Consider the following 26,572-nt stretch of genomic DNA (forward strand, 5'->3'; position numbering starts at 1 on the left):
GGGGGACTCCGGGTGGGGCCTGGTGTTGGTTGGTGGTGAGGGTTTGTGTGGGGTCAGGCGCCGGAGGCTGCCGGGTTCATGGTGTCGGCGTCCACCCAGATGTCCGTCATGGACTCGCGGAGGGTGTTGCCGTGTTTGGTGACCAGGGCCAATGCCGCGAGGTTGTCCCGCCATTGGGACATGCGGCTGGCGCCGAAGAGCACTGTGGCGACCGCCGGGTGGGTGAGGCAGAAGGCGATGGCCAGCTGGGCGGGCGTGGCGTCGAACTCGGCCGCCGCGTGCGCGAGTTTCGGGTAGACCTCGCGGATGCGGTCGCGGAGGTTGCCGGGGTCCGCGCCGATCTTGCGTCGCGGGTGCAGGTTGCCCGCCAGGATGCCGCCCTCCAGGACGTCGGACGCCTGCAACGCCAGGCCGTCGGCGAAGAGTTCGGCGAACGGCGCGCCCTCGGCCACCGCCCGGCGGGCCGGGCTGTACTTGAGTTGGGCGAACGTCGGCGGGGTCAGGCCCTCGGCGGCGGCGAACCGGCGGGCGGTCCACACGTCGCGCGCCGACCAGTTGTTGACGCCCCACGCGGTGAACCGGCCGGCCGCGATCTGCTCGGCGACGTCGGTGACCACGGCCGGGATGGGCAACTCGCCGAAGAAGTCGCCGACCACGACCAGGTCGGCGCGATGTGTGCCGACCCGGTCCAGGGCGACCTCCAGTTGCTCGGCGAAGCCCTTCCTCGGGTATTCCCAGAGCCAGAGCTTGCCGCACAGCAGCCAGTCCTCGCGGGCCACCCCCGCCTCGCGGATCGCCTCCCCGAAGATCAGGTCCGTGCGGGCGTTCTCCGCGTGCGGGCCCATGTCGTAGTGCGCGACGTCGAACAACTCCACGCCGTGCTCCAGCGCGTCCAGGATCAGCGCGACGGCGTCGGCGGGACGCATCCGGTCCCACGTGTTCCACGAGCCGAGGCCCAGGACCGGTACGTCGGGGCCGTGCGCGCCGAGGCGGCGACGGGGAACGGGGCTGATGCCGGGGGAGAGCGTCACGGGTCCTCCAGGGGTGGTTCGGGCGTGCGGCGCGGATGCGAAGATCGGCATTGTTGATGGCATCGGTAATCATATAGCATTCCAGATACCAACTTCCTGCCCTCGAGGAGATCCGCATGCCAGTTCCCTCGGACGCCCGGGCCGCCGTCGATCCGGCTCCCATCGTCGACGTCGCGATCGGATACATGGCCGCCAAGCAGTTGTTCGCGGCCGGGGAGGCCGGACTGTTCGCGGCCCTGGCCGACGGCCCCGCGCCGCTCGACGAGATCGTCGCCCGTACCGGACTGCCCGCGAGGACCGCGCTGATCCTGGCCGACAGCATGGTCGGTCTGGGCCTGTTGGAGCGCGGCGACGCCGGCTACGCCAACTCGCCCGCCACCGCGCACCATCTCGCCGGCTCGGGGGAGGGCGTGGACCTGCGTCCGTTCCTGACCTTCCTCGACGGCGTCAGCTACCCGCACTGGCTCGGCTTCGGGGAGACCTCGCGCACCGCCCGCCCCGCACCGCTCGACCTCGGCGGCGACCGGCTCGGCACCTTCCTCGGCGGCGTGATGACCTACAACGCGCTGCACGCGACGATGCTGGCCCGGGTCTACGACTTCGGCGCCCACCGGCGGGTGCTGGATCTGGCCGGGCTGTCCGGCTCGTTCCTGGCCGAGGCGTTGCGCGCGCACCCCGAACTGTCCGCGACGTTCCTGTCCGACGGCGACCTCGTCGGGCACGCGGAGAACACCCTGGCCGCCGCCGGCGTCGAGGACCGGGTCGAGGTGATCGGCGGCGACCCGCTGTCCGGCGAGGTGCCCACCGGCTTCGACCTGGTGCTGCTCGAACACGTGGTGCACCGCTTCGACGCCGAGCACAACCGGCGGATCGTGGCGGCGGCGCGCAAGGCCGCCGACCCCGGGGCCCGGCTGCTGCTGCTCGACTTCTTCCTGGAGCCGACCGGGACGCCGCGCCTGATCGACACCCTGCACGCCGGGGAGTACCTGGTCATCGACGGCACCACGGTGTATCCGCGGGCCGAGGTCGAGGAATGGCTCGTCGAGGCCGGCTGGCACCCGGTGGACGTGCTCGAACTGCCCGGCAGCCCCCGGGTGATCGTGGCGGAGGCCCGATGACCGCCCCGGACGCCGGGCCGGGCCGGGTGGTCGTGGTCACCGGCGGCGCGAGCGGGATCGGCGCGGCCGTCGCGCGCGCCTTCGCCGAGGGCGGCGACCGGGTCGTGATCGCCGACGTCGACGCCGCCGCGGCCGACAAGGTCGCCGAGGAGATCGGCGGCACCGCGGTCGCGATGGACATCACCGACCCCGCGTCGGTGGCCGCCGCCCTGGACCGGGTGCTCGCCGAGGTGGGCCCGCTCGCGGTCCTGGTCAACAACGCCGGCCTGGTCGCCGGCGGCGGGCTCCTGGTCGACCTGCCGATCGAGGTGTTCGACACCGTGGTGGCGGTCAACCTGCGCGGCACGTTCACCGTCACCGCGGCGGCGGCCCGCCGGATGATCGCCGAGGACGCGGGCGGCGCGATCGTCAACATCAGCTCGATCGGTGCCCGGCAACCCACCGCCGGCCTCGGTCACTACGAGGCCACCAAGGCCGCGGTGGACGCGCTCACCCGCACCGGCGCGATCGAGCTGGCCCCGCACCGCATCCGGGTCAACGGCGTGGCGCCCGGCCCGGTGCACACCCCGATGACGGCCGGCCTGATGGACGACCCGCAGGCCCGGCAGGCGTGGGAGTCCCGGATCCCGCTCGGCCGCATCGCGGTCCCCGAGGACGTCGCCCCGCTCGCGGTGTTCCTGGCCTCACCCGCCGCCGCGCACATCACCGGCACGATCGTCCAGGTCGACGGCGGCCAACTGCTGGTCTGAGCCGGCCACGGCGACCGGGAACCGCTCCCGGTCGCCGTGCGGCCGTCCGCGCGCGGGCGGACACGCCGATCGGGTGCGGACGGCCGGCGCCCGTGCGCCGATAGACTCGCGCCTCATGCACACAGACCTGTCGTCCGCCGGCGCCTGGGCGCCGCCGCGTGATGTTCCGGGAGATCGCGCGGGAACCGGCTCGTGGTAGAGACCTTCGCGAGGATCGTCGTCGTCGTTCCCACCTACAACGAGCGGGAGAACCTGCCCGTCCTGGTCGGCCTGCTCGCGGATCTGCGCCTGCCGAACCTGCACGTGCTCGTGGTGGACGACAACTCGCCCGACGGGACCGGCGAGGTGGCGGACAAGCTCGCCACGGAGTCCCCGGGGTTCGTCGGGGTGTTGCACCGCAGGGAGAAGGACGGGCTCGGCCGCGCCTACGTCGCCGGGATCACCCGCGCGCTGGACGAGGGCGCCGACGTGGTGATCCAGATGGACGCCGACCTCTCGCACCCCGTCGCGGTGATCCCGACCATGCTCGACACACTGCGCACCGGGGACGCCGCCGTGGTGATCGGCTCGCGGTACGTGCGCGGCGGTTCGACCGCCGCGGAGTGGGCCTGGTACCGCAAGGCCCTGTCGACGTGGGCGAACCACTACGTCAACGCCATTCTGCGGCTGGGCGTCAAGGACGCCACCGCCGGGTTCAAGGCGTGGCGGGCGACGACGCTGCGGGCGATCGACCTGCCGTCGATCCACAGCAACGGATACTCGTTCCAGGTCGAGATGAACCACCGCGCCGTCCAACGCGGGTCGCGGATCGTCGAGGTGCCGATCCGCTTCGAGGAACGGGCCGAGGGCGCGTCGAAGATGAGCCTGGCCGTGCAGATCGAATCCGCCCTCACGCCGTGGAAATTGCGGTTCGGGCGCAAGGTGGGCTGACGGCGCGACCTCGCTCCGGCCGCGGCCGGCGTACCCGGGCCCCGGCCGAGTCGGCCGGGGCCTTCGGCGCCCCGCGGTCGGTGCGCCCGGGGTTCCCGGGCCTCCGCTACGGCGTCCCGGTCTTGGCCTGGTGCAGGGCCGCGGCGGTGGCGATCTTGTGGGCGCAGGCGGCGCGTTCGATCTCCCCGGGGTCGGCTCCGGCGCCGATCAGGTCGAGCAGGTGCTCGTGTTCGCGCACCGAGGTGCGGGCCCGACCGGGGACGTAGGTGAAGGTCGAGCGGCGCATGTGGTCCAGGCGGGCCCACTCGGATTCGAGCAGCGCGTTCAGGTGCCGATCGGGGCAATGCGCGTAGAGCGAGAAATGGAACCTCCGGTTGAGCGCGGTGAACGCGGTCGGGTCGAAGTCGGCCAGCGCCTCGACCATCCGGTCGTTGATCGCCCTCGCCTCGGCGATGTTCTCGGGGCTCATCAGCGGCGCCGAGATCGCCGTCGCGTAGCCCTCGAGGCGGGCCAGCACGTTGAGCGAGTGCTCGACCTGGGAGCGGTCGAACACGGCCACCCGGGCGCCGACGTTGCGGACGATCTCCACCAGGCCGTCGGACTGGAGCCGGCGCACCGCCTCGCGCAGCGGGATGGTGCTGACTCCCGCCTCGCGGGCGAGCTGGTCGAACACCAGCCGGTACCCGGGGCCGTAGGTGCCGTCCAGGATCCGGCCGCGCAGCAGCTCGTAACACATCTCCGACTTGGACGACTTCGACGCCTTGCTCGCGGCGGTTGCCTTTGCGGGGCTCAACTACGGTCTCCTCAGTCTCGACCGGACACGGTGGCGGGCCGGGACACGGTGTCCCGGCCCGGTGTGGTCCGGTGCGGCGCGGTATGCGGCGGATGGGTCAGCGGCCGACGACCGACACGGCCAGGCCGTGGAAGTTGGGGTTGGCCAGGACGCCGTGGTGATCGCCGGCCACCACGACCGTGTGCGATCCGGTGGCCGCCGCGACCAGCGCGTCGATGTCGCGGGTCATCGGGTCGTCGGAACCGACCACGAAGCACGGCGGGGTGCGGCCGGCCCACGGCGTGGGCTCGAAGGGTGTGCTCCGCAGGCCCTCGACGCACGTGACCAGCCCGTCGGCGCGGTCGCCCTCGGCGCGGATCAGGCCCGCGATCATCCCGGTGAGCGGATCGGCGGCGGCCGCCTCGCCGTGTACGAGCCGGCGCAGTTCCGCGACGTCCACGGCGGCGAACGGCTCGACCGGGCTCATCGCGCCGAACGCCACGCGGCCCACCCGCTCCGGCGCGCGTTCGGCCAACGCCCAGATCAGTCGGGCGCCGAGGGAGTGGGCGATGATGTCGACCCGGTCCGCGCCGTACGCGTCGAGCACGGCGAGCAGGTCGTCGACGGTGGTGTTCGCGTCCGCCTCGTCGCCGCTCGTCGGGGCCGGACTGGCGCCGTGTCCGCGCAGGTCCGGCGCGATGACGGTGCGGCCGGCGTCGATCAACGCCGACACCATGCCCGTCTCCAGCCAGGAGCGGCGGGCGTCGGAGCAGAACCCGTGCACGAGCAGCACCGGGGGTTGCTCGGACTCCCCGACGTCCTCGGAGGGCCCGGCACTCGGATAGGTGGTGACGGCGAGGGGCTGCCGTGTGCGCATCCTACTTCTCCACTCGACTATTTCGGATACGATTTCGGATCTTACACCAGTGGCGGACGCTCACGACGGGGACCCGACCTGCGGTGATGTGTCACGCGCGAACGAGAAGCCGTCGGCGCCGACCGTCACCTCCGCCTCGTGGTTCTCCTCCCGGGCGAACACCGGCTGCGGTTTCCCGTTCAGGTCCAGCACGGTGGACGCCTCCGCGTACCAGGACGGCACCACCGGATTGCCCCACCAGTCGCGCCGCTGGTTGTCCCGCACGTCCCAGGACAGCACCGGGTGATCGGGATCCCCGGTGTAGTAGTCGGTGGTGTAGATCTCCACGCGGTGCAGGTCCGGATCCCGCACGTACACGTAGAACGCGTTGGACACCCCGTGGCGCCCCGGACCGCGCTCGATGTGCGCCGACCGACGCCGGGCGCCCAGCAGGTCGCACACGTGCAGCACCTGGCCGCGCTCGTGGGTGCTGAACGCGATGTGGTGCAGCCGGGGACCGTCGCCGCCGGTCAGCGCGATGTCGTGCACCGTGTCCTTGCGGTGCAGCCAGGACGCGTACAGCGTGTCGTCCGCGCCCCGGATGTCCTCGGTCACCCGAAAGCCCAGGGCGCGGTAGTAGCGTTCGGCCCGCGCCACGTCCGGAACCACGATGTTGAAGTGGTCGAGCCGGGCGATCGCGCCCGCGCCGTGCAGGTCGTAGTCCTGATGCAGACGCGGTACGTGCTCGGCCTCGTAGAAGAACTCCAGCGGGAACCCCAGCGGGTCCAGCACCCGCACCGCCGGGCCGATCCCCCGGGTGGCGCCCGCCGCGCGGCGCTCCACCGGTACGCCCAGGGCCCGGTAGTAGCGCTCGGCCGCGTCGACCTCCCCGGGCGAGCGCACCCGGTACGCGAGCGCGGCCAGCGCCGCGCCGTCGCCGCGGCGCAGGACCAGCGAGTGGTGCAGGTACTCCTCGAAGGCGCGCAGGTACACCGTGTCCTCGTCCTCGTGGGTGACCACCAGGCCGAGCAGGTCGACGTAGAACTCCCGGGACGCGGCGGGGTCGGTGACGACCAGCTCGGCGTAGGCGGCCCGGACGATGTCGGGCGGGGGTATCGCCCCCGGCTCGGGCGTGGGGGCGGGGGTGCCGGGCCGGACGGTGGGTACGGGCGGCGGGGGCGGAACGGCGGGAGTGGTCATGGGGCTCTCCTCCTGTTCGACGCGCTGTTCGGTTCGAGAGGTCGTGCGGAAACCGGTTTCGGGAGCTGTGCGGAACCTAGCAAGCGAGCGACCTGCGCGGATACGGCCGAGGGCGAACCGACGGCCGGATCGCGCGCGGTTCACCCGGTCGTCACGCGGCGCCGAACCGGGCGGTGTGCAGCGGCGCCATGGCCACGTGCACCGCCTGCTGCGTGGTGTAGAAGTCGATCGAGCGGTGGCCGCCCTCGTGACCCAGGCCGGATGCCTTGATCCCGCCGAACGGGGTGCGCAGGTCCCGCACGTTGTGCGAGTTGATCCACACCATCCCCGACTCGACCCGGTGGGCCACCCGGTGCGCGCGGCGGATGTCGTTGGTCCACACGTAGCCGGCCAGGCCGTAGTCGACCGCGTTGGCCAGCTCCACCGCGTGCGCCTCGTCGTCGAAGGGGGTCAGCGCCACGACGGGACCGAAGATCTCCTCCCGGAAGATCCGGGCATCGGCCGGCACGTCGCGGAACACGGTCGGCGCCAGGTAGTTGCCGGTCGGCAGGTGTGCCGGACGGCCGCCGCCGGCGACCAGGCGCGCCTCGCCGCGACCCACCTCGACATACGCCAACACCCGTTCGTAGTGCTCCGGATGCACCAGCGCGCCGACCTCGGTGGCCGGATCCGCGGGGGAACCGACCACGATCCGCTCGGCCCGTGCGGCGAAGCGCTCGACGAACTCCTCGTACACCCCGCGCTCGACCAGGATTCGCGAACCGGCGGTGCAGCGCTCGCCGTTGAGCGAGAACACGCCGAACAGCGCGGCGTCGATCGCGTCGTCCAGGTCGGCGTCGGCGAAGACGATCACCGGTGACTTGCCGCCCAGTTCCATCGACAACCCCTTCAGGTGTCGGGCCGCGGCGGCGAAGATGGTGCGCCCGGTGGTGGTCTCCCCGGTGAACGAGATCAGCGGCACGTCGGGGTGCTCGACCAGGGCCGCGCCCGCCTCCTCGCCGATCCCGCCGACCAGGTTGAACACACCTTGGGGCAGGCCCGCCTCGGTGAGGATGTCGGCCCACAACGACGCGGACAGCGGGGTGAACTCGGCCGGCTTGAGCACCACGGTGCAGCCCGCCGCCAGGGCCGGCGCCAGCTTCCACGACTCCAGCATGAACGGCGTGTTCCACGGCGTGATCAGCCCGGCGACGCCGACCGGTCGGCGGTGCACGTAGTTGAGCTGGCGGCCCGGCACCTGATACGCCTCGTCGGTCTGACCGACGATCAGATCCGCGAAGAAGCGGAAGTTCTCGGCGGCGCGCTGCGCCTGGCCGAGTGCCTGGGTGATCGGCAGGCCGGTGTCGAAGGTCTCCAGTTCGGCCAGCCGCGCATCGCGTCGCTCGACCTCGTCGGCGATGCGGTTGAGCACCACGGCCCGTTCCCTGGCGGGCAGTCGCGGCCACGGACCGGCGGTGAACGCTCGGCGGGCGGCGGCCACCGCGGCGGCCACGTCGGCGGCCTTGCCCGCGGCGGCGGTGGCGTAGGGCAGGTTCGACGCCGGGGCGCAGACCTCGAAGGTGGCGCCGTCCAGGGAGTCGACGTGCCGGCCGTCGATGAAGTGACGCAGCCGGGTGGGCAGCCCGGCGGGCACCTCGGCGGGCTCGACGGGCGTCGTCGTGGTGGTGCTCATGCGGATTCTCCAAGGGCGGGGTCGGTCAGCAGGTCGAACCGGCTCTGCGCGAGGGTGGACACGGCGGTCCGGCCGGATTCGGACAGCGGCAGCAGCGGGGGGCGGACCAGGTCGGAGCCGAGCAGGCCGCGCCGGTGCATCAGCCACTTCGCCGGCGCCGGGTTGGTCTCCACGAACAGCAGGTCCACCAACGGCTGCACGGCGTAGTGCAGTTCGCGGGCCCGACCGAGATCGCCCTGCTGATAAGCCTCGTACATCTCGGCCACCGCGGCGGGCGCGATGTTGGCGAGCGCGGAGACGAAGCCCGCGCCGCCGAGGGTCAGCACGGGCAGACACAGGAGTTCGATGCCGGACCAGACCAGGAGTTCGGGGCCGGCCGCCTCCATCACCCGGGAGAAGTGCTCGAAGTCCCTGGTGGTCTCTTTGATGCCGACGATGTTCTCGTGCGCGCGGAAGAGCCGGGCCACGGTCGGCGGATCGATGTCCACCGCCGTGCGGCTCGGCACGTTGTAGATCACCACCGGCAGGTCGGGGTATTCGCGGGCGACGGTGGAGTACCAGGAGAACAGCGCGTCCTGGGTGGGGCGCGCGTAGTAGGGGGTGATCACCAGCACGGCGTCGGCGCCCGCGTCCCGGGCGACGCCGGTCAACTCCAGCGTCTCCTCCAGTTTGGTCGACCCGGTGCCCGGCACGAACGGCGCCCGGTCGTCGAGTTCGTCGGCGACCACCCGGATCGCCTCGGCCCGTTCGGCCAGGCTCTGCGCGGACGGCTCGCCGGTCGAGCCGCCGAGCGAGATCCCGTGCGAGCCGGCCGCGAGCTGCCAGCGGACCAGGCGGCGCAGTGTGGCCGTGTCGAGGGCGCCGTCGGGGGTGAAGGGGGTGACCAGCGGTGCGATCGAGCCGCGGATCAGGGACGGGTCGGCGCGGTACTTCATCGGTACTCCTCGCGGGTGATGGGCGAAGCCGGGTCGTGGGTGGGCGGCAGCGCGGCCCGCCAGGCGCGGTAGGCGGGTTCCCAGTCGGGGCCGATGGGGTACAGGCCGGCCAACGCGGCTCCCCGGGCGACCTGTTCGGTGATGAAGCGCTCGCGCGCCTCCTGCTCCTCGGCGGCCGCCAGGACCTCGGCCACCAGGGCGGGCGGGATCACCACCGCGCCGTCGTGGTCGGCGACCACGACGTCGCCGACCTGTACGGTGGCGCCGCCGCAGGAGACGGTGACGTCGACGTCCCAGGGCACGTGCCGGCGGCCGAGCACGGCGGGGTGGGCGGCGGCGGCCAGTACGGGCAGGCCCAGGGCGGCGACGGCGGCGCTGTCGCGGACCGCGCCGTCGGTGACGATCCCGGCGGCGCCGAGCGTGCGGGCGCGCAGGGCCAGGATGTCGCCCAGGGTTCCGGCGGTGTCCACGCCGCGGGCCTCCATGACCAGGACCTGGCCGGGTTCGAGACTGTCGACGGCACGTTTTTGCGCGGTGTGGCCGTTGCCGTGGGCGGCGAACAGGTCCTTGCGGAACGGGACGTAGCGCAGGGTGCGGGCGGTGCCGACCAGGCGGGTGCCGGGGGTGAGCGGACGCACGCCGTCGATGGAGACGGTGTCGAAGCCGCGGGCGCGCAACTGCACGCTGAGCGTGGCCACCGCGACCCGACCGAGCCGGGTGCGCAGGTCGTCGGTGAGCGCGAGGTCGGGCACGGTGCCGTGGGCGTCGGCGCGGGTGGCCGGGTCGACGCGCGGCGGGGTGCCCCAGTCGGCGAGCGCGGGACCGGCGACCACGTCGGTGCGCAGCGGGCCGGTGCAGCGGGTCGGGTCGTCGAGGCTGTCCACCTCGACCTCGATGCGCTGCCCGACCTCGGCCACGCCGGCGCCGGCCGGGGTGCCGGTCAGGATCACGTCGCCCACCTCCAGGGTGAGCAGCCGGGACAGGTCCGCGATCAGGTGGGCGAAGCCGAAGAGCAGGGTCGCGGTGGTGTCCTCCTGGACCAACTCGCCGTCCAGCCAGGTGCGTACGCGCAGCGCGTCGGGACGCAGCTCGGCCGCGGGCAGCAGGGCGGGCCCCAGCGGGGTGAAGCCGTCGCCGCCCTTGGCCCGCACGTTGGAGCCCTTGTCCGCGTGCCGCAGGTCGTACAGGCCGAGGTCGTTGGCGGCGGTGACCCAGCCGATGTGCGCCCAGGCCTCCGCCGGGGTCACCCGATGCGCGGCGCGGCCGACGACCAGGGCGATCTCGCCCTCGAAGCCCAGCAGTTCGAGGCCCGCCGGGCGCTCGACACGGCCGGATCCGGTGAGCGAGCTGCCCGGTTTGAGGAAGTAGGAGGCATGCTCGGGGACACGGCCGCGTTGGCGGGCCCGGGAGGGATAGTTCAGGTGTACGGCCAGCACCTTGCCGGGCCGCCGTCCCGTCGATGCGGTCACCGCGTCCTGCGTCACTCGCCACCGCCCTTCGTGCCTGGTACCGCCCGCCGGATCGGCGATGCCATCTTGGAACGTATATGATTCCGGATAGAATAATAGAGGTGATCTCGGTTCCACTGTCAACCACCCGGAGGGGCACGCTTGTTCGGGCGGAGAGAGGGAGGGGTGGAGAGGGGCGGGCACGACGAGGACCCGGCCCCGGGCGGGGTCGGGTCGGTCCCGGCGGTTGTCGTCGCGATCGGCGATGGCCGATCCCGCCGCATCGAGCGACCCCGAGCCGATGCCCGGGCCTGCCTCGGCCGCGGTCCGGTCGGTCACGATCGCCTGCCGGGCGGCGGCGCGGGGCCGCGATTCGACGGCGCGTCGGGGCCGGTCGGCGTGGGCCGGGTCGGGGCTTCGGGCGGGTTCGGCGGGAGGCACCGGATCGGCCCGTACCCGGGCCGGGTGTGCGCCGGGGTGCGCCGGAGGCCGATGAGCGCGCTCCCACGGCGTGCGTCGGCCGGGTATCCTTCGGTGCCGGCGTGTTCGGGCTTGTGCGGCACCGGTGCCGGGGCGGAAAGTGGTGCGAGTGGGCGCCGGCTCCCCCCGTGGCCGGGCCCGCCGCGGCCCGGCGTCCGGCCCCCCGTCCGCCCGCCGGGCCGCCCCCCACCCGCCCCGCGATACCGTCTGTGTCGGGCGGGCCCCGAAGCGGCTGCCGAAATGCCCTCGACGGTAAGGAAGTCGCGCCGCCGCAGGCTGCCCGGCGAGGCCGCCCGCTCAGGGCAGGATCGAACGGGCGACGCGGAATCCCACATCGTCGACGCGGTAGCTCGGGTGGCTGCGCCTGCGGGCGCCGGCGCGCAGGCTCCAGTGTTCGTCGAACCAGCCGCCACCGCGCAACACCCGGTATTCGCCGTACACTTCGGCGTCGTACACGTCCCAGCACCAGTCCCAGACGTTGCCGAGCATGTCGTACAGGCCCCACGGATTGGGCTGCTTGCCGCCCACGTCGTGGATCCGCTCCGCCGAGTTGGCGCGATACCAGGCGATGTCGTCGAGCGGACCGTGGTGCGGACCGGTGGTTCCGGCGCGGCAGGCGTACTCCCACTCGGCCTCGGTCGGCAGCCGATAGCCGTCGGTCGAGGTGTCCCAGGCGACCCGCTCGGCGTCCGGCGCGAGGCGGTACGCCGGGGCGAGGCCCTCATGCGCGGACAGGGCGTTGCAGAAACGCACCGCGTCGTGCCAGGACACCTCCTCGACCGGCAGCCGGGCCCCGACGGCGGTACTCGGGCGCTCGCCGGTGATCCGCGCGTACCGCGCCCGGGTGACCGGGAACACCGCCAACCGGAACGGCGCGACGTCGACCGACCAGCTGCGCCGTGTACGCCGATCGGACAGGGTGACCCGTCCGGCGGGGAGGGAGACCATCGCGTCGTCCGCAGTCGCGTCCATGATCGAAAACCTGGCCGTGGTCGGCTCGCGCACCGTCACGGGGCCGATCGCTCGGGGCGTCGGCTCGTTCGGCCGGGCGAGGTGTGGGGGATTCGAGGCGAACAAACGTCCGGGTTCGAAGTCCGTGGGAGCGGGCAACAAGGGGCGCCATGAGCTGTGTGGATGCGATGAGGTCCCCGTCGTGGCGCGCGCTCACCCGTTGGGGTGTCGCGCTCGGCCTGTGTGCCTGCCTTGCCGGTTCGGGGTGCGCGGACGAGGACGCGGGCGCGCCGCGGGCCAAGGCGGGGCAGCCGGTCGCGGCGGCGAACGCGCCCGGCGCGCCCGGCGCGCCGATTCCGGACGCCGCGCGGGAGCAGGCCGAGGCGCAGATCCGGGCCGCCCGGCTGGGCGCGGAGCGGGAGGAGGCCGCCCGGATCGCGGCGAGTCGGGCCGCCGCCGCGCGGAAGTGGGGCCTGGCCGAGGCGCCGATCGCGGCTCCCGCGCCGCCGGCCACCCGGCCGGCGCTGAAGTCGGGTCCCGGCGTGACCCGCTACGGCGATCTCCCGCCGGTGGTGCACCGGGTGCCCACCCAGGACCGGGTGGTCTTCCTCACCGTCGACGACGGCGCGGAGAAGGACCCGGAGTTCGCCCGGATGGCCCGCGAACTGGGTGTGCCGTTCAGTGCGTTCGTCAGCGGTTATCTGGCCCGAGGCGGCTGGGACTACTTCCGGGGTCTGCACGAGCAGGGCGTCGCGGTGAACAACCACACGGTGAACCATCCGGACCTGCGGAAGCTGGGCTACGCCCGCCAGCAGCAGGAGATCTGCGGGGAGCAGGAGGCCGCCGAACGCGAGATCGGCGTCGCGTCGCGGCTGTTCCGGCCGCCGTACGGGGAGTTCAACGAGGACACCCTGCGAGCGGCGCAGTCGTGCGGGATCGTGGCGCTCCCGATCTGGAACCAGGAGGCGTTCCCGGACCGGATCGAGTATCGCTACGACCACCGGCTCAAGCCGGGCGACATCATCCTCACCCACTTCCGGGGCCCCGGGCAGTGGAAGGGCGACATGGCCCAGATGTTGCGCCGCGTCGTGGACACGGCCACCGCGCAGGGCTTCGCCCTGGCCCGGCTGGACGACTACCTCTAGGGCGTCGACGAAACGGAGCCGTCCGTCGGGAAGCGGCGCACCCAGCGGCGTTGCCACGGCGTCTCGACGGCCCGGCGGTGGTGATGTTCGCGGGCCCAGGCGACGGCGTCCGCGGGGGCGATGCCGGCGCGTACGGCCAGGCACGCGACGACGGTGCCGGTGCGGCCGATGCCGCCTCCGCAGGCCACCTCGACCGCCTCGCCCGCGCGGGCCCGATCGTGCAGCGCGCGGATCTCCCGGATCGCCCGGTCCCGGTCGCGCGGCAGCCGGAAGTCGGGCCAGTCGAGCCACACGTGCGGCCACGTCAGCGCCTCGTCGTGGCGACGGCGCAACCGCTCGTCGCCCAGATAGAGGCCGAAGCCGGGCGTCGGACCCGCCGGCCGCGGCAGGCGCAGCCCGCGTGCCCGGATCCGGGCCCCGTCGGGGAGGCGAAGCGCGCCGATCAGGGGCGGCTGCTCGATCGCGCCGCTCATCGGGCCACCCCCGCCCGCTGCCGACGGGCCCGGTGGTTGGCCACGTTGACCCGGTTGCCGCACAGGTCCGGCAGGCAGTAGCGGCGCCGGCCGGCCCGACTGGTGTCGACGAACACGCCGCGGCAGTCGGGGCCGGCGCAGGCGCGGAAACGTTCGTGGCCGAGGGCGCGGACGGCGCCGAACAGCCCGACCGCGACGAACGCGGCCAGTTCGTCGGCGAGCGACGCCCCCGGCGCGGTCGGGACGTACCACTGCCAGCCGCCGTCGGCCGTTCGGTCCAGGACGGGAGCGAGCCCGGCCCGGGCGACGAGCACGCCGGAGCCCGCGACGGCCTGCTCCGCCGTCTCGGTCTCGACGACGCCGCGCACCTCCCGGCGCAGCAGTCGGATCGTGTGGAGGTCGAGGTCGGTGGGCGCGCCCTTGTCCACCAGGGCGTCCGGCCGCAGGCCGTGCCCGGCGAGGAGATCAGCCAGCGCGGCCGGATCGGGGAGCGCGTCGCCGGTGTCGGCACGCACCGTGGGTGAGGTGTTGACCAGGTCGGACGCGAACGTCGCGCCGGCGACGTAGTCGGCCATCGGGATGCGCACACGTTGCCTTCCGTCGAAGTAACCGTTGAAGAGAGACTACAACCCTTACTCGACTCCATCCGACTCTCGTGGATGGGCCGGCGCGGCACCCGTACGGCCCCGCCGGGGCGCGGCCGTACGGGTTGTCCCGGACCCGGGCTCAGCCCGATGTCGCCGACACCTCGGCCGGAGCGGACCGGAGTTCGTCCCGAGGCCCCGTCCCGACGCGCAACGACCAGGCCAGGACCGCCGACGCGACCACGCCCGTGGCCAACGCGGCCCAGCCGATGCCCGCACGACCGCCGAGCGCGAAGCCCGCCGCGCCGGCCGCGCCGCCCGTGCTGATCCCGAGGTAGATCGTGCTCTGGTGCAGGCCGAGGACCAGCGGGACCGCGTCGGGGGCGGCGGAGGTGACCCGCAACTGCTGCGGCACGTTGATCATCCAGTGCAGCAGCCCCCACAGCGGGACCACGACACACGCCGCCGCCATCGAGCGGGACAGCGCCGGCACCAGGGCGGCGACCGCGGTGAGCAGCGGGGCGGCGAGCACGATGGTGCGTTCGGGGCCGAAGCGGTCGGCCAGGCGGCCGACGAGGAAGTTCCCGCAGACCGCGCCGACGCCGAAGCTCAGCAGGATCAGCGAGGTGCGTCCGGCGTTGCCGTCGGTGGCCGGTCGGGTCACCGTGTCGAAGTAGGTGTAGACGGTCCAACTGGTGCTCAGGCACAGCAGGGTGGCGGTGAGGATCACCACGACCCGGACGTCCGTGAGCGGCGCGACCCGTTCGCGCAGCGTCCGACGCGGCAGCCCCGGCAGGTCGGGGACCACGGCGGCGATGCCCGCGCCGGCCACCGCGGCGAGGCCGACGATCAGCCACAGCGCCACGCGCCAGCCGGTGGTCGAGCCGAGCCAGGCGCCCAGCGGCAGACCGAGCACGATCGCGGTGGTCAGACCGCCGACGACCACCGAGGTGGCCCGCCCCTCCCGCCCCGGCGGCGCGGTCGCCCGGGCCACCGCCAGGGCGTTGACGGTGTAGAGCGAGGCGCCGGCGCCGGCGAGGGCCCGGCCGATCATCGCGAGGCCGTAGTCGCCGACGACCGCGTTCAGGGCGTTGCCGACGGCGAAGACCGCGAGGCCGGCGAGCAACAGGCCACGTGGTGCCCGGTGTCCGACGGCGGCGGCGAGTACCGGCCCGCCCAGGGCGTAGGCGAGCGCGAACGCGGTGATCAGCCACCCCGCCGCGGTTCGGGAAACGTCGAGGTCGTCGGCCATCGGCCCCAGGATCGGCGCGATGACGAACGTGTCGACGCCCATGGCGAAGGTGCCGACGGCCAGGACGATCAAACGCAGCCGCATGACCGCTCCTTTTTCCGTTTCGGTCCGCGGGTGACCGTTCTCGGGTCCGCGGGTGAGTGTGTCGACGACGATCGCGTGCGCGGGGGCCCCGGCCCATCCCTCAAGTGGGGGATGGGCCGGGGTCGGGCCGCGCGGGCCCGCGAAAAACGCGATGCGCCGCGAACCCGACCCGGCTAGCGTCACGAGGGTGACTCTCGACATCCGAGAAATCCCCAAGTCGCAGGTGGATCGCATCGTGGATCTCGCCGATCTGGCCTTCCACGAGGCGGACTCTGCCGACGAACGCAAACAACACCGGGACAGGCTGCGCGTCTGCGGGCGGATCGGCGCCTACGAGGACGACGCCCTCGTCGGCGCCGTCGTCGCGCACCGCTTCCGGCTGACCGTGCCCGGCGGCGAACTGCCCTGCGCCGGGCTCGACTACGTCGCCGTGGCGCCCACCCACCGCAGGCGCGGAGTGTTGTCCCGGATGATCGCGGAACAGTGGCGCAGGTGCGCCGAACTCGGCCAGCCGCTGTCCTGCCTGTGGGCCTCCGAGGACGCGATCTACGGCCGGTTCGGCTATGGCAACGGAACCCTCGGGTGCAGCGTCGAGATCGACGCCCGCCGGCCGCTCGCCCTGCGCATCACCCCCGACCCCCGGCCGTTGCGGCTGGTCGACCCGGCCAAGGCGCCGGGTCTGCTCGGTCCGGTCTACGCGGCGGAGCGGGGCAGGCGGGGCGGGCGGCTGGACCGGGACGAGGAGTGGTGGCGCACCATGGTGCTCCTCGACGACGAGGACGAGGAGCCGATCCGGGTCGTCGCGCTCGGCGAGCGGGGCGAGACCCCCGCCGGATACGTCGTCTACCGGGTGGAGGAGGTCAGGGGGCCCGCCGGCTCGGCCAACGTGCTCCAGGTGTTCGAACTGGAGGCGCGGGACGCCCCGGTGGCCGCCGCGTTGTGGGCCTATCTCGTCTCGATCGACCTGATCGACAAGGTGGTGGCCTGGGCCCGGCCGCTCGACGACCCGCTGCTGCAGTTCGCCGGGGACCGCCATCAGGTGCGGGTGACCAGGCAGTATCCGGCGCTGCGGCTGCGCCTGGTCGACGTGCGTACCGCGCTCATCGCGCGGTCCTGGGCGGCGCCGGTGGACCTGGTCCTGGACGTGCGCGATGCCGCGCTGCCCGCGAACCAGGGCCGCTTCCGGCTTGCTGCGGGCCCGACCGGGGCGACCTACACGGCCACCGACGCCGCACCCGATCTGGCCGTGGACGTACGGGAGTTGGCCACGTGCTACCTGGGCGGCACCCCGATCCGCCGGCTGGTGGCCGCCGGACTGGTCACCGAGACCACGCCCGGCGCGGCGCACCGCCTGGACGCGGCGCTCCGCACCGACCTGCTGCCGTACGCGCACGAGGACTACTGAGCCACGGGGACCACCGGGTCACGGGGACCACCGGGTCACGAGGTGCCGGCCGGGTCCCCCGGTTCGGCCTGGTGATCCGCGAAGTACCGCACCAGGTCCGGGGCGAGCGGCGGCACCTCGGTGCGTGCCCCGCCCGCCCGCAGCGACATGGTGGCCGCCACCCCGGCGGCCACCGCCTCCCGTGCGGCGACCGGCGAGGTGCGGGTGGGTCCGCCCTCGGCCGCGAACCGCAGGAACTCGGCCACCAGCGCCGCGTCCGCACCGCCGTGCGGCCCGTCGGCGGCGACGAACTCGTGGCGGTCGGCGTCGGACCGGTAGCCCGAACGGCGCAGGTTCCACACCTTGATCGCGGGCCGGTCGTCCTCCAGCCCGTCGCCGAAGTTCTCCATGCGGCCCTCGTCGCCGATGACGGTGTAGTTGCGCCAGTAGTCCGGGGTGAAGTGGCACTGCTGGTAGCTGGCCAACACCCCGTTGTCCAGGCGGCTGAGCATCAGGCTGACGTCCTCCACGTCGACCACCGGATTCAGCCCGGTGAGCGCGCTCGGCGGCCACACCTCCGGGGCGAACCAGTCTCCCACCCGCGCCGCCCCGACCGGCTCCGGCCGGCGCGGGTTGGCACCGTAGACCGCCAGGTCGCCCATGGCCACCACATCGCGGGACCAGCCACCGGCCAACCAGTGGATCACGTCCAGGTCGTGCGCTCCCTTCTGGAGCAACAGGCCGGTGGTCCGGGCGCGTTCGGCGTGCCAGTCCTTGAAGTAGTAGTCACCGCCGTGCCCGACGAAGTGCCGCACCCACACCGAGCGCACCCGCCCGATCACCCCTTCGTCGATCAGCGCCCGCATCCGCCGCAACACCGGCAGGTGACGCAGGTTGTGCCCGACGTACAGCCGGGTCCCGGTGTCGCGGGCGGCGCGCAGCAGCCGGTCGCAGTCGGCGACCGTGATGGCCAGCGGCTTCTCCACGAACACCGGGACGCCGGCGGCGAGGAAGAACAGGGCGGGCTCGACGTGCCGATCGTCGGGGGTGAGGACGAACACCGCGTCGAGGCGGTCGTCGAGCATGCGCCGATGGTCGTCGTGCACCGCGACGTCCGGACCGAACAGGGTGCGCGCGTCGGCCCGACCGCGCGGCGAGGGGTCGGCGCAGGAGACCACCCGCGCCACCCCCGCCCGATTCGCCGGCGCGGCCAGGCCGGCACGCTGACCGATCCCGACTACGCCGAGGCGCAGTTGGCTGTTTGTTGGGCGCTTCGCGCCGGCTCGCGAGGGACCACTTTTTCTTTCCCCCGCTTCGCTCCTCCAAGAAAAAGCGGCCCCTCGCTCGGGGCCGTGTGTCCCTCCGCTTCGCTCCGGGCCACCCGACCCAAAATTCGCGGCTCCGCCGCTCTCCGCGCTTCGCGCGTCGATCACCGGCGCTGGCCCGGGTCGTGGGCGCTGACGCGCCGCAGCGGGCGGCGAGTCCGAGGGGCGGTGGTTCGCGGCTTCGCTGCGCTTCGCGGCGGGCATGTCGATTTCCGGGATCGGTCCGGGTTGTGGGCGCTGACGTGCTGCGGCGGGCGGTGAGTTCGGGGTGGGGTGGTTCGCGGCTTCGCTGCGGTCCGTGCCGGGCATGTCGATCTTCGGGATCGGTCTGGGGCGTGGGTGCTGACGTGCTGCGGCGGGCGGTGAGTTCGGGGTGGGGTGGTTCGCGGCTTCGCTGTGCTTCGCGGTGGGCATGTCGATCACCGGATCTCAGTGGCCGAGCGTGGCCCGCAGGCCCGGCTGGAGCAGGTCGCCGTGTGCGCGGACCAGGTCGTCGCACAGGTCCCAGATGCGTTCGACGGGCAATACGGCGGCGGTGGCCGGGTCGATCATCGCGGCGTGCCGGATGTGCCCGGGGTCGTCCTCCAGGGCGGCGCGCACCACCAGGTCGTTGACGCTCAGGTAGGTGCGGTTGAGCGCGGCCAACTGCGCGGGCAGCGCGCCGACTCGGGTCGGCTGTACGCCCAACCGGTCCACCAGGCAAGGGACTTCGACCACGCCGTCGGTGGGGAGGTTGTCGATCAGGCCGTGGTTGGGCACGTTGCCGTAGACCGTGCGCGGGGTGCCGGTGGTGATGCTGTGGATGATCTGCGGGGCGTACTCCATGGTCGACTCGACCGACACCGGCCGCCCGGCGGCGAGTGCGGCGCGGGTGCTCTCGTAGGCCGCGACGTTCTCGTCGACGATGTCGAGGTAGGCCCCGACGGGCAGCCTCAGCCGGCTTATCTCGCTGTCGTGGCCCAGGTACCAGGGCACGTATTCGCTGGAGTGCTCGCTGGTCTCGGTCGGGTAGAAGCCGAGCCGGCGGTACATGTCCACCCGCACCCGGCGCCGCAGTTGCTCGTCCCGGGCGATCAGCGCGTCGAGTCGGGGGTACAGGTCGGCGCCGGCGTGTTCGAAGCGCAACACCCACGCCTGGTGGTTGACGCCGGCCGCGAGGTAGTCGACCTCCTCGTAGGGCACGCCCACCAGTTCGGCCAGGCCCTGCATGGTCCAGTAGACCGAGTGGCACAGGCCGACCACTCGGGTCAGGCCGGTGGCGCGCCGAAGGTAGCCGACGTTCATCGCCATCGGGTTGGTGTAGTTGAGCAGCCAGGCGTCCGGGCACAGTTCGGCGATGTCCTCGCCCAGCGCGCGCAGCACCGGGAAGGTGCGCAGCGCGCGGAAGATGCCGCCGATGCCGAGGGTGTCGCCGATGGTCTGCCGCAGGCCGTAGCCGGCGGGCACCTCGAAGTCGGTCCGGGTGGCCTCGCGCATGCCGACCTGGATGATGTTGATCACGAACCGGGCGCCGACCAGCGCCTCGCGGCGATCGGCGTGCGCGGTGATCAGCGGGCTCGCGCCCCGCTCTTCGGCGATCAGCCGGGCCGCGCCGTGCGCGGTGGCCAGGCGTTCGGGATCGATGTCGTGCAGCGCGATGTGCGCGTCCTTCAGCTCCGGGAAGGCGAACAGGTCCGCCAACAGGCCCTGGGTGAACACGACGCTGCCGGCGCCGACGAAGACGATCTTGGTGCGGGTCATCACTGGTTCTTTCCGTTGCGGGCGAGCGCGTCCAGCGCCTCGTCCCGGGTGGGTTGGGCGGCGGTGCCGCCGGTTGCTCGGGTGGACAGGGCGCCGCACGCGGCGGCGAAATCGAGGGCCCGGGCGAGGGGTTCGCCGGCGAGCAGGGCGGCGATCAAACCGGCGTCGAAGCTGTCGCCGGCGCCGACGGTGTCCACCGGGTCGGCGGGGACGCCCCGGGTGCGCAGCACGTTCTCGCCGTCGTGCGCGAAGGCGCCGGCGCCGCCGTCCTTGACCACCACGACGGGTCCGTGCCCGGCCAGCCGCGCGGCGGCCTGTTCGGTGGTCGCGGCGGGGGAGCCGGCCAGCGCCCGGGCCTCCTGTGCGTTGGGCAACAGGTAGTCCACGGTGGGCAGTACGGCGGCCAGCGCGCCGGGATCCCAGCGCCCGGCCGGGTCGTCGTTGGTGTCCAGGGAGGTGGTGGCGCCGGCCGCGCGGGCGATGCCCAGCAGCGCGGGCAGTGCCCGCGCGAGTCGCGGCATCAGGAAGTAGGAGGAGGCATGCACGTGCCGACTCCGGGTCAGCAACTCCTCGGGCACGTCGTCGGGTCCGGTCACGGCCAGCGTGCCGGGCGCGGTGACGATGGCCCGGTCCCCGTCGGTGCGGGTGAGCACCGTGGTCAGCGGCGTGGGCAGGCTCGGATCGACGCGCAACGCCGAGGTGTCCACCCCCCGATCCGCGAGCGCGGCGCGCACGAAGCGGCCCGCGTCGTCGTCGCCGATGCGGCCGGCGATGGCGACGGACAGACCCAGCCGGGCCGCGCCGCAGGCGGTGATCGCGCCAGATCCGCCGAGGGTGAGCAGGCCGGTGGGGACGAGGTGTTCGTGCTGACCGAAGGCCAACGGCCGGTCGAGGGGGCCGACCACGACGTCGGGATTGGCGTCGCCGAGGACGAGCAGGTCGAAGGTGTGCGGCATCGGGGCTTCCCGGGTGTGTGCGGTGGATGGGGGACGGAGCACGAGAGGGTCGAACTCCCGTGACATCGCTACCCCTTCAGACCGCTGGAGGTGATCGACTGGATGAACGCCTTCTGCGCGAAGAGGAAGGCGAGGAGCACGGGCAGCACGGTGATCACGTTGCCCGCCATGACCGCGGCCCACTGGGTGTGGTGCTGGCCCTGGAAGGTGGTCAGGCCCAGTTGCAGCGTGTACTGGGTGTCGTGGTTGATCGCGATCAACGGCCAGGTCAGGTCGTTCCAGGTGGTGAGGAAGGTGAGTACCGCGACGGTGCTCAGCGCCGGCCGGGACAGCGGCAACACGATCAGGTACAACACGCGCAGCCGCGAACAACCGTCGATCCAGGCGGCCTCCTCCAACTCCCGGGGCAGCGAGAGGAAGAACTGCCGCAGCAGGAACACCGCGAACGGCGTGACCAGCGACGGGATGATCAGCGCGCCGAGGGTGTCGATCAGCCCGAGTCGCTTCATGATCAAAAACGTCGGGATCATGGTGAGCTGGAACGGGATCGCCATGGTGGCCAACATCGCCACCATCAACACGCGCGACCCGGCGAACCGCATCCGGGCGAACGCGTAGCCCCCCAACGCCCCGAACACCAGGTTCGAGGCCACCGCCACCGCCGAGACGATCAGCGAATTGGCGAACCAGCGGGGGAACATCGCGTTGCCCAGCACGTAGCGGTATCCGCCCAGGTCGATCCCGGAGGGCCACAGCGCGGGTGGGAACCGGTTGATCTCCGCGTTGGTCATCACCGAACTGAGCACCAGCCACACCAGCGGCAGGGCGAACAGCAGGGACAGCGGCATCAGCAGCAGATGCCAGGGGCTGAACGGGAGCCGGCGGCGCGGCGCCGCGACCGGGGCCGGACGGGCCTGCGCGGGGGCGGACTCGACGGTCGTCGCGCTCACTTGGCACCACCTTCGGCGAGCACGGCGCCGGCGGGCTTGCGACCGCGGACGAGCCGCGACGCGACCCCGATCACCAGGAGCGCGAGGGCCAGCACGTAGGCCGCCGCCGCGCCGTATCCGGCGGTGAAGTTCTTGAACGCCTGCTCCCAGATGAAGTAGACGATCACCGTGGTGGATCCGAGCGGACCGCCCTTGGTCGTCACATAGACCAGGTCGAACACCTGCAACGCGTTGATCGTCTGCCACAGCACCAGGAACAGGCTGACCGGGGTGAGCGTCGGCATCACCACGTGCCGCAACAACTGCCACCGCCCGGCGCCGTCGAGCCGGGCCGCCTCCAACAGCGAGGGCGGCACGTCCTGGAGCGCGGCGAGGTAGATCACCACGCAGAACCCGGTGCCGCTCCACACCGAGATCGCCACCAGGACCGCCAACGCCTGCCCGGGATCGGTGAGGAAGCCCTGCCGACCGATCCCGAGCGCGTGCAGCACCGAGTTGGCCGCGCCGAACTCCGGGTCGAGGATGAACGAGAACAGCACACCCTGGGCCGTCGCGGAGATCACGAACGGCACGAAGATCAGCGTGCGGTACAGGCCCACCAACTTGATCCGTCGATTGAGCACCAGCGCCAGGAACAGCCCCAGGGCCATGCTCAGCGGCACGTAGAGCCCGGTGTACAGCAGGGTGTTGCGCACCGCCTGGCTGAAGTGCGGGTCCTGGGTGAGCGCGTCGTAGTTGTCCACGCCGACCCAGCGGCTGGGGGTGACCAGGTCGTCGGCCCGGAAGGACAGCAGCAGGGACCAGACGAACGGCACGACGCTCAGGCCCAGCACGACCAGGACGGCGGGCAGGATGTACGCCCACGCGGTCGCCGTCTCGCGCCGGCGTCTGCGGCGCAGGGTGCGCTGTCGGCGATCGTGGTCGGACAGCGTGAGTGGAGCGGGCAGGGATGACATGGAGGGGCTCCTCAACGCGGTATTCGTCAACGCGGTATGACGAGGGCGGCCTTGGCCGCGGCGGCGCAGCGGTTCAGGGCCCGGGTCGGACTGCTCTTGCCGAGCAGTACGGACACGATGGCCTCGCCGAGGGCCGTGGAGATCTGCGGATAGGCGGGGTGCGCGGGGCGTACCCGGGCCGTCTCCAGGGCGCGGGTGAACACGTCCAGGCCCGGGGTCTCGGCGGCGTGCGCGCGCCACTCGGGTTTGGCCTCGCAGATCCGGCTCAGCGGCAGGCTGCCGACCCGCACGCCCCATTCGACGTCCTGCTCGGGCTGGTTGAGCCAGGACACGAAGGTGCGCGCGGCGCGCACCCGGGCGCCGCCGTTGTCGAAGACGGTCCAGGTGTCGGGGCCGCAGATGGTCATCGGCCGGCCGCTGTAGCTGGGCAGCGGCACCACGTGGTAGTCGATGCCCGCCGCGGTGACGTCGGGGATCTGCCAGGGGCCGGTGACCACCATGCCCATCCGGCCGGAGGCGAAGACCTGGTACATCTGCTCGCTGCCGGGCTTGGGGTCGATGTAGACGCTCTTGGCGCGGGCCAGCGCCTCGACCGTCTCCAGGGCGCGGGCGCCGACCTCGCGGAAGCCGATGTCGCGGCCGTTCTCGGCGACCACGTCGCCGCCGAGGTCCCAGATCATCGGCCACAACCGCCAGACGGTGTCCTCGTCGCCCACGCCCGGCCAGCCGGTGCCGAAGACGCCGCGCTGCGCGTCGGTGAGGCGCTGCGCGGTGGCCAGGAAGTCGTTCCAGGTCCAGCCGGGTCGGGGGAGCGGGACGCCGGCATCCTCGAAGAGCTTCTTGTTGCACATCACGGCGAGCGCGTCCAGGACGGCGGGCGCGGCCCGCACGCGGCCGTTGATGGTGACCGCCTGGCGGGCCGGATCCCAGTAGTCGTCCCACGGGGTGGGGGCCGAGCGCACCGTGTCGCCGAGGTCGACCACCTTGGGGCTGCGGGCGACGCCGGCGAGGTCGGAGCCGAAGACGTAGGCGATGTCGGGGTAGGAGCCGGCGGCGAGGGCCGCGGTGATCTTCTGGAGCATCGCGTCGGCGAGCACGCCGCCGCCGAGGTCGACGCGGATGCCCGACTGGGCCCGATGGAACCGCTCCACCAGGGCCTCCAGCCCCTCACGCCCGGTGTCGGTCTGGCCGTGCCACATCTCGATCGTGACCCGGCCGTCGGCGCCCACGCCGTCGTCGGTGCCGGCGCACCCGGCCAGCGTCGTGGACAGCGCCGTCGCGGCGGCGGCACCGGCGCCGATGCGGAGCAGGCCGCGCCGGGAGAGGCCGGTGGGATGGAACCGGTCGAGAACCACTGGACCTCCGGGAGATGTCGGAACGCGTGCGGGGGCGGGCGAGGGCGGGGGTGTGCGGGCGCGCGTCGGCGGTCGCCCCGGAGCGGGCCCGGACGGGCGGGGGCGAGGGGGTGGACGTGCGCGGCGGAGGGGGTGGCCCGGCGGCGCGATCCGTGCGGGATCGGGGCGCCGGGCCGACGATCGTGGCCGGGGATCAGCAGGTCTTGCGCAGGTATCCGCTGCTGCCGGCCGGGACGACGTTCAGGTCGCGGCGCACGACGCTGAGGTTGCCGCCCCACTTGGAGCAGGCGTTGCTCAGGCCCTTGGCGGTGTACTCGATCACGATCACGTTGTTGCCGAACGACTTGGTGTAGTCACCGCATTCGTTCCACTGGCCGCATTCCTCGGCGACGGCGAAGTCGAGCCCGGTGCTCGCGCGGTCGGGGGCGAGTTCGGAGGTGTTCTTCTGGGCGATGGCCAGTCCGCGCTGATGCGCGTGCGCGGACAGCAGTGTGACGAAGGCCTTGGCGTTCGCCGCGGTGATCAGGTCCTCGGAGCGGGTGTAACTGTCGTAGTTGTCCGGCTCGACGGCCTGGAAGCCCTTGCCCGCGCACTCGTCGATCAGGGCGTTCACCTTGGCGGCGACGGACGTGCGCTTCTCGGGGGTGCGGATGTCGAGCAGCGCCTCCTTCCACTGGCCGTCGTAGACCACGGTGCCGTCGCCGCGGCGGAGCAACTCGCCCGGTTTCCAGTCGCCCTCGGCGCCCTTCTGGGCCTGGAAGGCGTTGACGTAACAGATGTTGTACAGGCCGGGCGCCGGGGTGGCGGAGTGGTCACGGGTGACCACCTTGACCCCGGTGGGCGGCGTGTAGGCGCCGCCGATCTGGTAGTCGAAGTTCGCGTGGGTGGGCGGCAGGGTGACGGCGGCGCTCTTGGGTGCGTTCGCGGGCCCGGTGGTGCCGGCGCTCGCGGACGAGGTGAGGAACAGGGATCCCGCGATCGTCGCGGTGGTCGCCGCGAGGGCGGCGAGACGGCGGGCCGATCTACCCGGGAGGAAGGTGTTCATCATCGAACTCCAGGTGCGGAGGATACGTCCCCGCCTCGGATGTCGACTGGCATCCTGGCGACTTTGTCCGGGCTTGCGGCTTCACGCCGGCTACCGGCTGGGCGTACCTTTGACGCCGATTGCGCTGCTCGGCGTCGGAGCAGTAAATCGAGCAACATTCGTCATGTCAAGAGATCGTCAGTGCGCACAATGCTCACGGGAGTTGCCATGCGGAGGCCGCAAATGCCGTCCCCGATCACCCGTGGATCGCGCCCGTGGGTCCCGTGACTGCGCGAATGCGCACGGATATGCTGCGCGAATGTTGAGAACCGAGCGCCATGCGCGCATCCTCGAACACGTTGCCGCACACGGGAGCGTGAGCGTCGAGGAGTTGTCCGCGATCCTGGCGGTCTCGGGGGCCACGGTGCGCCGCGACCTCCAGCACCTGGACGCGGTGAACCTGCTGCGCCGCACGCACGGCGGGGCGTCCGTGGGCAACATCGGCCTGGAGACGCCCATGCAGTACCGCAGCGAGCGCCGGCGACCGGAGAAGCTGGCGATCGCCCGCGCCGCGGCGGCCCTGGTCCCGGCGGAGGCCGTGGTCGGCCTGACCGGCGGCTCCACCGCCACCGAGATCGCCCGCATCCTGGCCGAGCGCGGGCCGGTCACCATCGTCACCAACGCGGTGAACATCGCCGCCGAACTGGTCCTGCACAAGGACGTCACGCTCGTGGTGATCGGCGGCACCGCCCGCAAGGAGAGCTACGAACTGGTCGGCCCGATCGCCGAGAAGACCCTCGCCGACTACTACACCGACGTGACCTTCCTGGGCGTCGACGGGATCAGCGCCGCGCACGGCTGCACCACCCACGACCAACTCGAGGCCGCCACCGACCGGGCCTTCACCGACCGCAGCAACCACACCATCGTGGTGGCGGACCACTCCAAGATCGGAAAGGCCACCCTGGCCCGCATCTGCCCGCTGTCCGGGATCGGCCACCTGGTCACCGACGCGGACGCCCCGAAGGACGAACTGGCCCGGATCGCGGAGGCGGGAGTCGCGGTGACGGTGGTCTGAAAGGGCGATCGTCCGCGGCGCGGCGACGGTTCGACGGCGCGGCCGGGCGACCACGCGCCGGAACCGGCGCGTGGCCCCGCCCACCACGACGACCCGGCGGTCGACGCGCGTGCCGGTCCGCCCG

General features: G+C 72.7%; 24 protein-coding genes. 6 read left to right on the forward strand and 18 right to left on the reverse strand.

Annotated features, from left to right (window positions below):
- Positions 1–53: 53 nt before the first annotated feature.
- Positions 54–1,031 carry an aldo/keto reductase gene (locus EMA17_RS21885; protein WP_246126813.1) on the reverse strand — a complete coding sequence of 326 codons (978 nt, stop codon included), beginning with the start codon at positions 1,029–1,031 and terminating at the stop codon, positions 54–56.
- 116 nt (positions 1,032–1,147) lie between these two features.
- Here EMA17_RS21885 and EMA17_RS21890 point away from each other — a divergent pair, with 116 nt between their 5' ends.
- From EMA17_RS21890 to EMA17_RS21900, 3 genes are all read left to right on the forward strand, one after another.
- Complete coding sequence (locus EMA17_RS21890; RefSeq protein ID WP_126638770.1) at positions 1,148–2,149, forward strand: methyltransferase; 1,002 nt, start codon at positions 1,148–1,150, stop codon at positions 2,147–2,149.
- The gene (locus EMA17_RS21895; protein WP_126638771.1) at positions 2,146–2,898 is read left to right on the forward strand and encodes an SDR family NAD(P)-dependent oxidoreductase; all 753 of its coding nucleotides are present in this window, start codon (positions 2,146–2,148) and stop codon (positions 2,896–2,898) included. The genes EMA17_RS21890 and EMA17_RS21895 overlap by 4 nt, the downstream gene beginning before the upstream one ends.
- A 192-nt stretch (positions 2,899–3,090) precedes the next feature.
- Positions 3,091–3,828, forward strand: coding sequence for a polyprenol monophosphomannose synthase (locus tag EMA17_RS21900; RefSeq protein ID WP_126638772.1), 738 nt, complete (start codon positions 3,091–3,093; stop codon positions 3,826–3,828).
- A gap of 106 nt (positions 3,829–3,934) precedes the next feature.
- On the opposite strand, the gene EMA17_RS21905 is transcribed toward EMA17_RS21900, so the two are convergent.
- From EMA17_RS21905 to EMA17_RS21935, 7 genes are all read right to left on the reverse strand, one after another.
- On the reverse strand, positions 3,935–4,621 hold the full coding sequence (locus tag EMA17_RS21905; protein WP_246126814.1) for a GntR family transcriptional regulator: 687 nt from the start codon (positions 4,619–4,621) through the stop codon (positions 3,935–3,937).
- A 97-nt stretch (positions 4,622–4,718) separates the two neighbouring features.
- Positions 4,719–5,477: an alpha/beta fold hydrolase gene (locus tag EMA17_RS21910; protein WP_126638773.1), complete on the reverse strand. Its 759-nt coding sequence runs from the start codon at positions 5,475–5,477 to the stop codon at positions 4,719–4,721.
- Between the two features lie 60 nt (positions 5,478–5,537).
- Positions 5,538–6,656 (reverse strand): 3,4-dihydroxyphenylacetate 2,3-dioxygenase, encoded by a 1,119-nt coding sequence (gene hpaD, locus EMA17_RS21915; RefSeq protein WP_126638774.1) that lies wholly within the window; start codon positions 6,654–6,656, stop codon positions 5,538–5,540.
- A 151-nt stretch (positions 6,657–6,807) separates the two neighbouring features.
- The gene (gene hpaE / locus EMA17_RS21920; protein WP_126638775.1) at positions 6,808–8,328 is read right to left on the reverse strand and encodes a 5-carboxymethyl-2-hydroxymuconate semialdehyde dehydrogenase; all 1,521 of its coding nucleotides are present in this window, start codon (positions 8,326–8,328) and stop codon (positions 6,808–6,810) included.
- Positions 8,325–9,263, reverse strand: coding sequence for a 4-hydroxy-tetrahydrodipicolinate synthase (dapA, locus tag EMA17_RS21925; RefSeq protein ID WP_126638776.1), 939 nt, complete (start codon positions 9,261–9,263; stop codon positions 8,325–8,327). Before dapA ends, hpaE begins: the two co-directional genes overlap by 4 nt.
- Complete coding sequence (locus EMA17_RS21930) at positions 9,260–10,732, reverse strand: fumarylacetoacetate hydrolase family protein (protein ID WP_126638777.1); 1,473 nt, start codon at positions 10,730–10,732, stop codon at positions 9,260–9,262. The genes dapA and EMA17_RS21930 overlap by 4 nt, the downstream gene beginning before the upstream one ends.
- Before the next feature lie 756 nt (positions 10,733–11,488).
- Positions 11,489–12,163, reverse strand: coding sequence for a formylglycine-generating enzyme family protein (locus tag EMA17_RS21935; RefSeq protein WP_126638778.1), 675 nt, complete (start codon positions 12,161–12,163; stop codon positions 11,489–11,491).
- A 149-nt stretch (positions 12,164–12,312) separates the two neighbouring features.
- On the opposite strand from EMA17_RS21935, the gene EMA17_RS21940 reads away from it, so the two are divergent.
- Positions 12,313–13,287: a polysaccharide deacetylase family protein gene (locus EMA17_RS21940; protein ID WP_246126815.1), complete on the forward strand. Its 975-nt coding sequence runs from the start codon at positions 12,313–12,315 to the stop codon at positions 13,285–13,287.
- Here EMA17_RS21940 and EMA17_RS21945 read toward each other — a convergent pair.
- The 3 genes from EMA17_RS21945 to EMA17_RS21955 form a co-directional block, all read right to left on the reverse strand.
- The gene (locus tag EMA17_RS21945) at positions 13,284–13,760 is read right to left on the reverse strand and encodes a protein-tyrosine phosphatase family protein (protein WP_126638779.1); all 477 of its coding nucleotides are present in this window, start codon (positions 13,758–13,760) and stop codon (positions 13,284–13,286) included. The two genes, EMA17_RS21940 and EMA17_RS21945, sit on opposite strands and share 4 nt — an antisense overlap.
- The gene (locus EMA17_RS21950; RefSeq protein ID WP_126638780.1) at positions 13,757–14,347 is read right to left on the reverse strand and encodes a CGNR zinc finger domain-containing protein; all 591 of its coding nucleotides are present in this window, start codon (positions 14,345–14,347) and stop codon (positions 13,757–13,759) included. The genes EMA17_RS21945 and EMA17_RS21950 overlap by 4 nt, the downstream gene beginning before the upstream one ends.
- A gap of 139 nt (positions 14,348–14,486) precedes the next feature.
- Complete coding sequence (locus EMA17_RS21955; protein WP_160161495.1) at positions 14,487–15,680, reverse strand: MFS transporter; 1,194 nt, start codon at positions 15,678–15,680, stop codon at positions 14,487–14,489.
- Positions 15,681–15,831: 151 nt separating this feature from the next.
- Here EMA17_RS21955 and EMA17_RS21960 point away from each other — a divergent pair, with 151 nt between their 5' ends.
- Positions 15,832–17,085 carry a GNAT family N-acetyltransferase gene (locus tag EMA17_RS21960; protein WP_126638782.1) on the forward strand — a complete coding sequence of 418 codons (1,254 nt, stop codon included), beginning with the start codon at positions 15,832–15,834 and terminating at the stop codon, positions 17,083–17,085.
- Positions 17,086–17,120: 35 nt separating this feature from the next.
- Here the strand turns inward: EMA17_RS21960 and EMA17_RS21965 are convergent, their stop codons facing one another.
- From EMA17_RS21965 to EMA17_RS21995, 7 genes are all read right to left on the reverse strand, one after another.
- Complete coding sequence (locus EMA17_RS21965) at positions 17,121–18,317, reverse strand: Gfo/Idh/MocA family protein (RefSeq protein WP_126638847.1); 1,197 nt, start codon at positions 18,315–18,317, stop codon at positions 17,121–17,123.
- A gap of 501 nt (positions 18,318–18,818) precedes the next feature.
- Positions 18,819–20,129, reverse strand: a complete 1,311-nt coding sequence (locus tag EMA17_RS21970) for an alpha-glucosidase/alpha-galactosidase (RefSeq protein ID WP_126638783.1) — start codon at positions 20,127–20,129, stop codon at positions 18,819–18,821.
- The gene (locus tag EMA17_RS21975) at positions 20,129–21,085 is read right to left on the reverse strand and encodes a carbohydrate kinase family protein (protein ID WP_126638784.1); all 957 of its coding nucleotides are present in this window, start codon (positions 21,083–21,085) and stop codon (positions 20,129–20,131) included. The genes EMA17_RS21970 and EMA17_RS21975 overlap by 1 nt, the downstream gene beginning before the upstream one ends.
- A 68-nt stretch (positions 21,086–21,153) precedes the next feature.
- A complete protein-coding gene (locus EMA17_RS21980; protein ID WP_503826237.1) occupies positions 21,154–21,933 on the reverse strand; it encodes a carbohydrate ABC transporter permease in 780 nt (259 codons plus the stop codon).
- A 98-nt stretch (positions 21,934–22,031) separates the two neighbouring features.
- On the reverse strand, positions 22,032–22,991 hold the full coding sequence (locus tag EMA17_RS21985; RefSeq protein WP_126638786.1) for a carbohydrate ABC transporter permease: 960 nt from the start codon (positions 22,989–22,991) through the stop codon (positions 22,032–22,034).
- A 26-nt stretch (positions 22,992–23,017) separates the two neighbouring features.
- Positions 23,018–24,346 carry an extracellular solute-binding protein gene (locus EMA17_RS21990; protein WP_126638787.1) on the reverse strand — a complete coding sequence of 443 codons (1,329 nt, stop codon included), beginning with the start codon at positions 24,344–24,346 and terminating at the stop codon, positions 23,018–23,020.
- Between the two features lie 193 nt (positions 24,347–24,539).
- Positions 24,540–25,391, reverse strand: coding sequence for an endo alpha-1,4 polygalactosaminidase (locus tag EMA17_RS21995; protein ID WP_126638848.1), 852 nt, complete (start codon positions 25,389–25,391; stop codon positions 24,540–24,542).
- A gap of 298 nt (positions 25,392–25,689) precedes the next feature.
- Here EMA17_RS21995 and EMA17_RS22000 point away from each other — a divergent pair, with 298 nt between their 5' ends.
- Entirely contained in the window at positions 25,690–26,448 is a 759-nt protein-coding gene (locus EMA17_RS22000; protein ID WP_126638788.1) for a DeoR/GlpR family DNA-binding transcription regulator, read from the forward strand.
- Positions 26,449–26,572: the final 124 nt, after the last annotated feature.

Source organism: Embleya hyalina (assembly GCF_003967355.1).
Classification (GTDB): domain Bacteria; phylum Actinomycetota; class Actinomycetes; order Streptomycetales; family Streptomycetaceae; genus Embleya; species Embleya hyalina.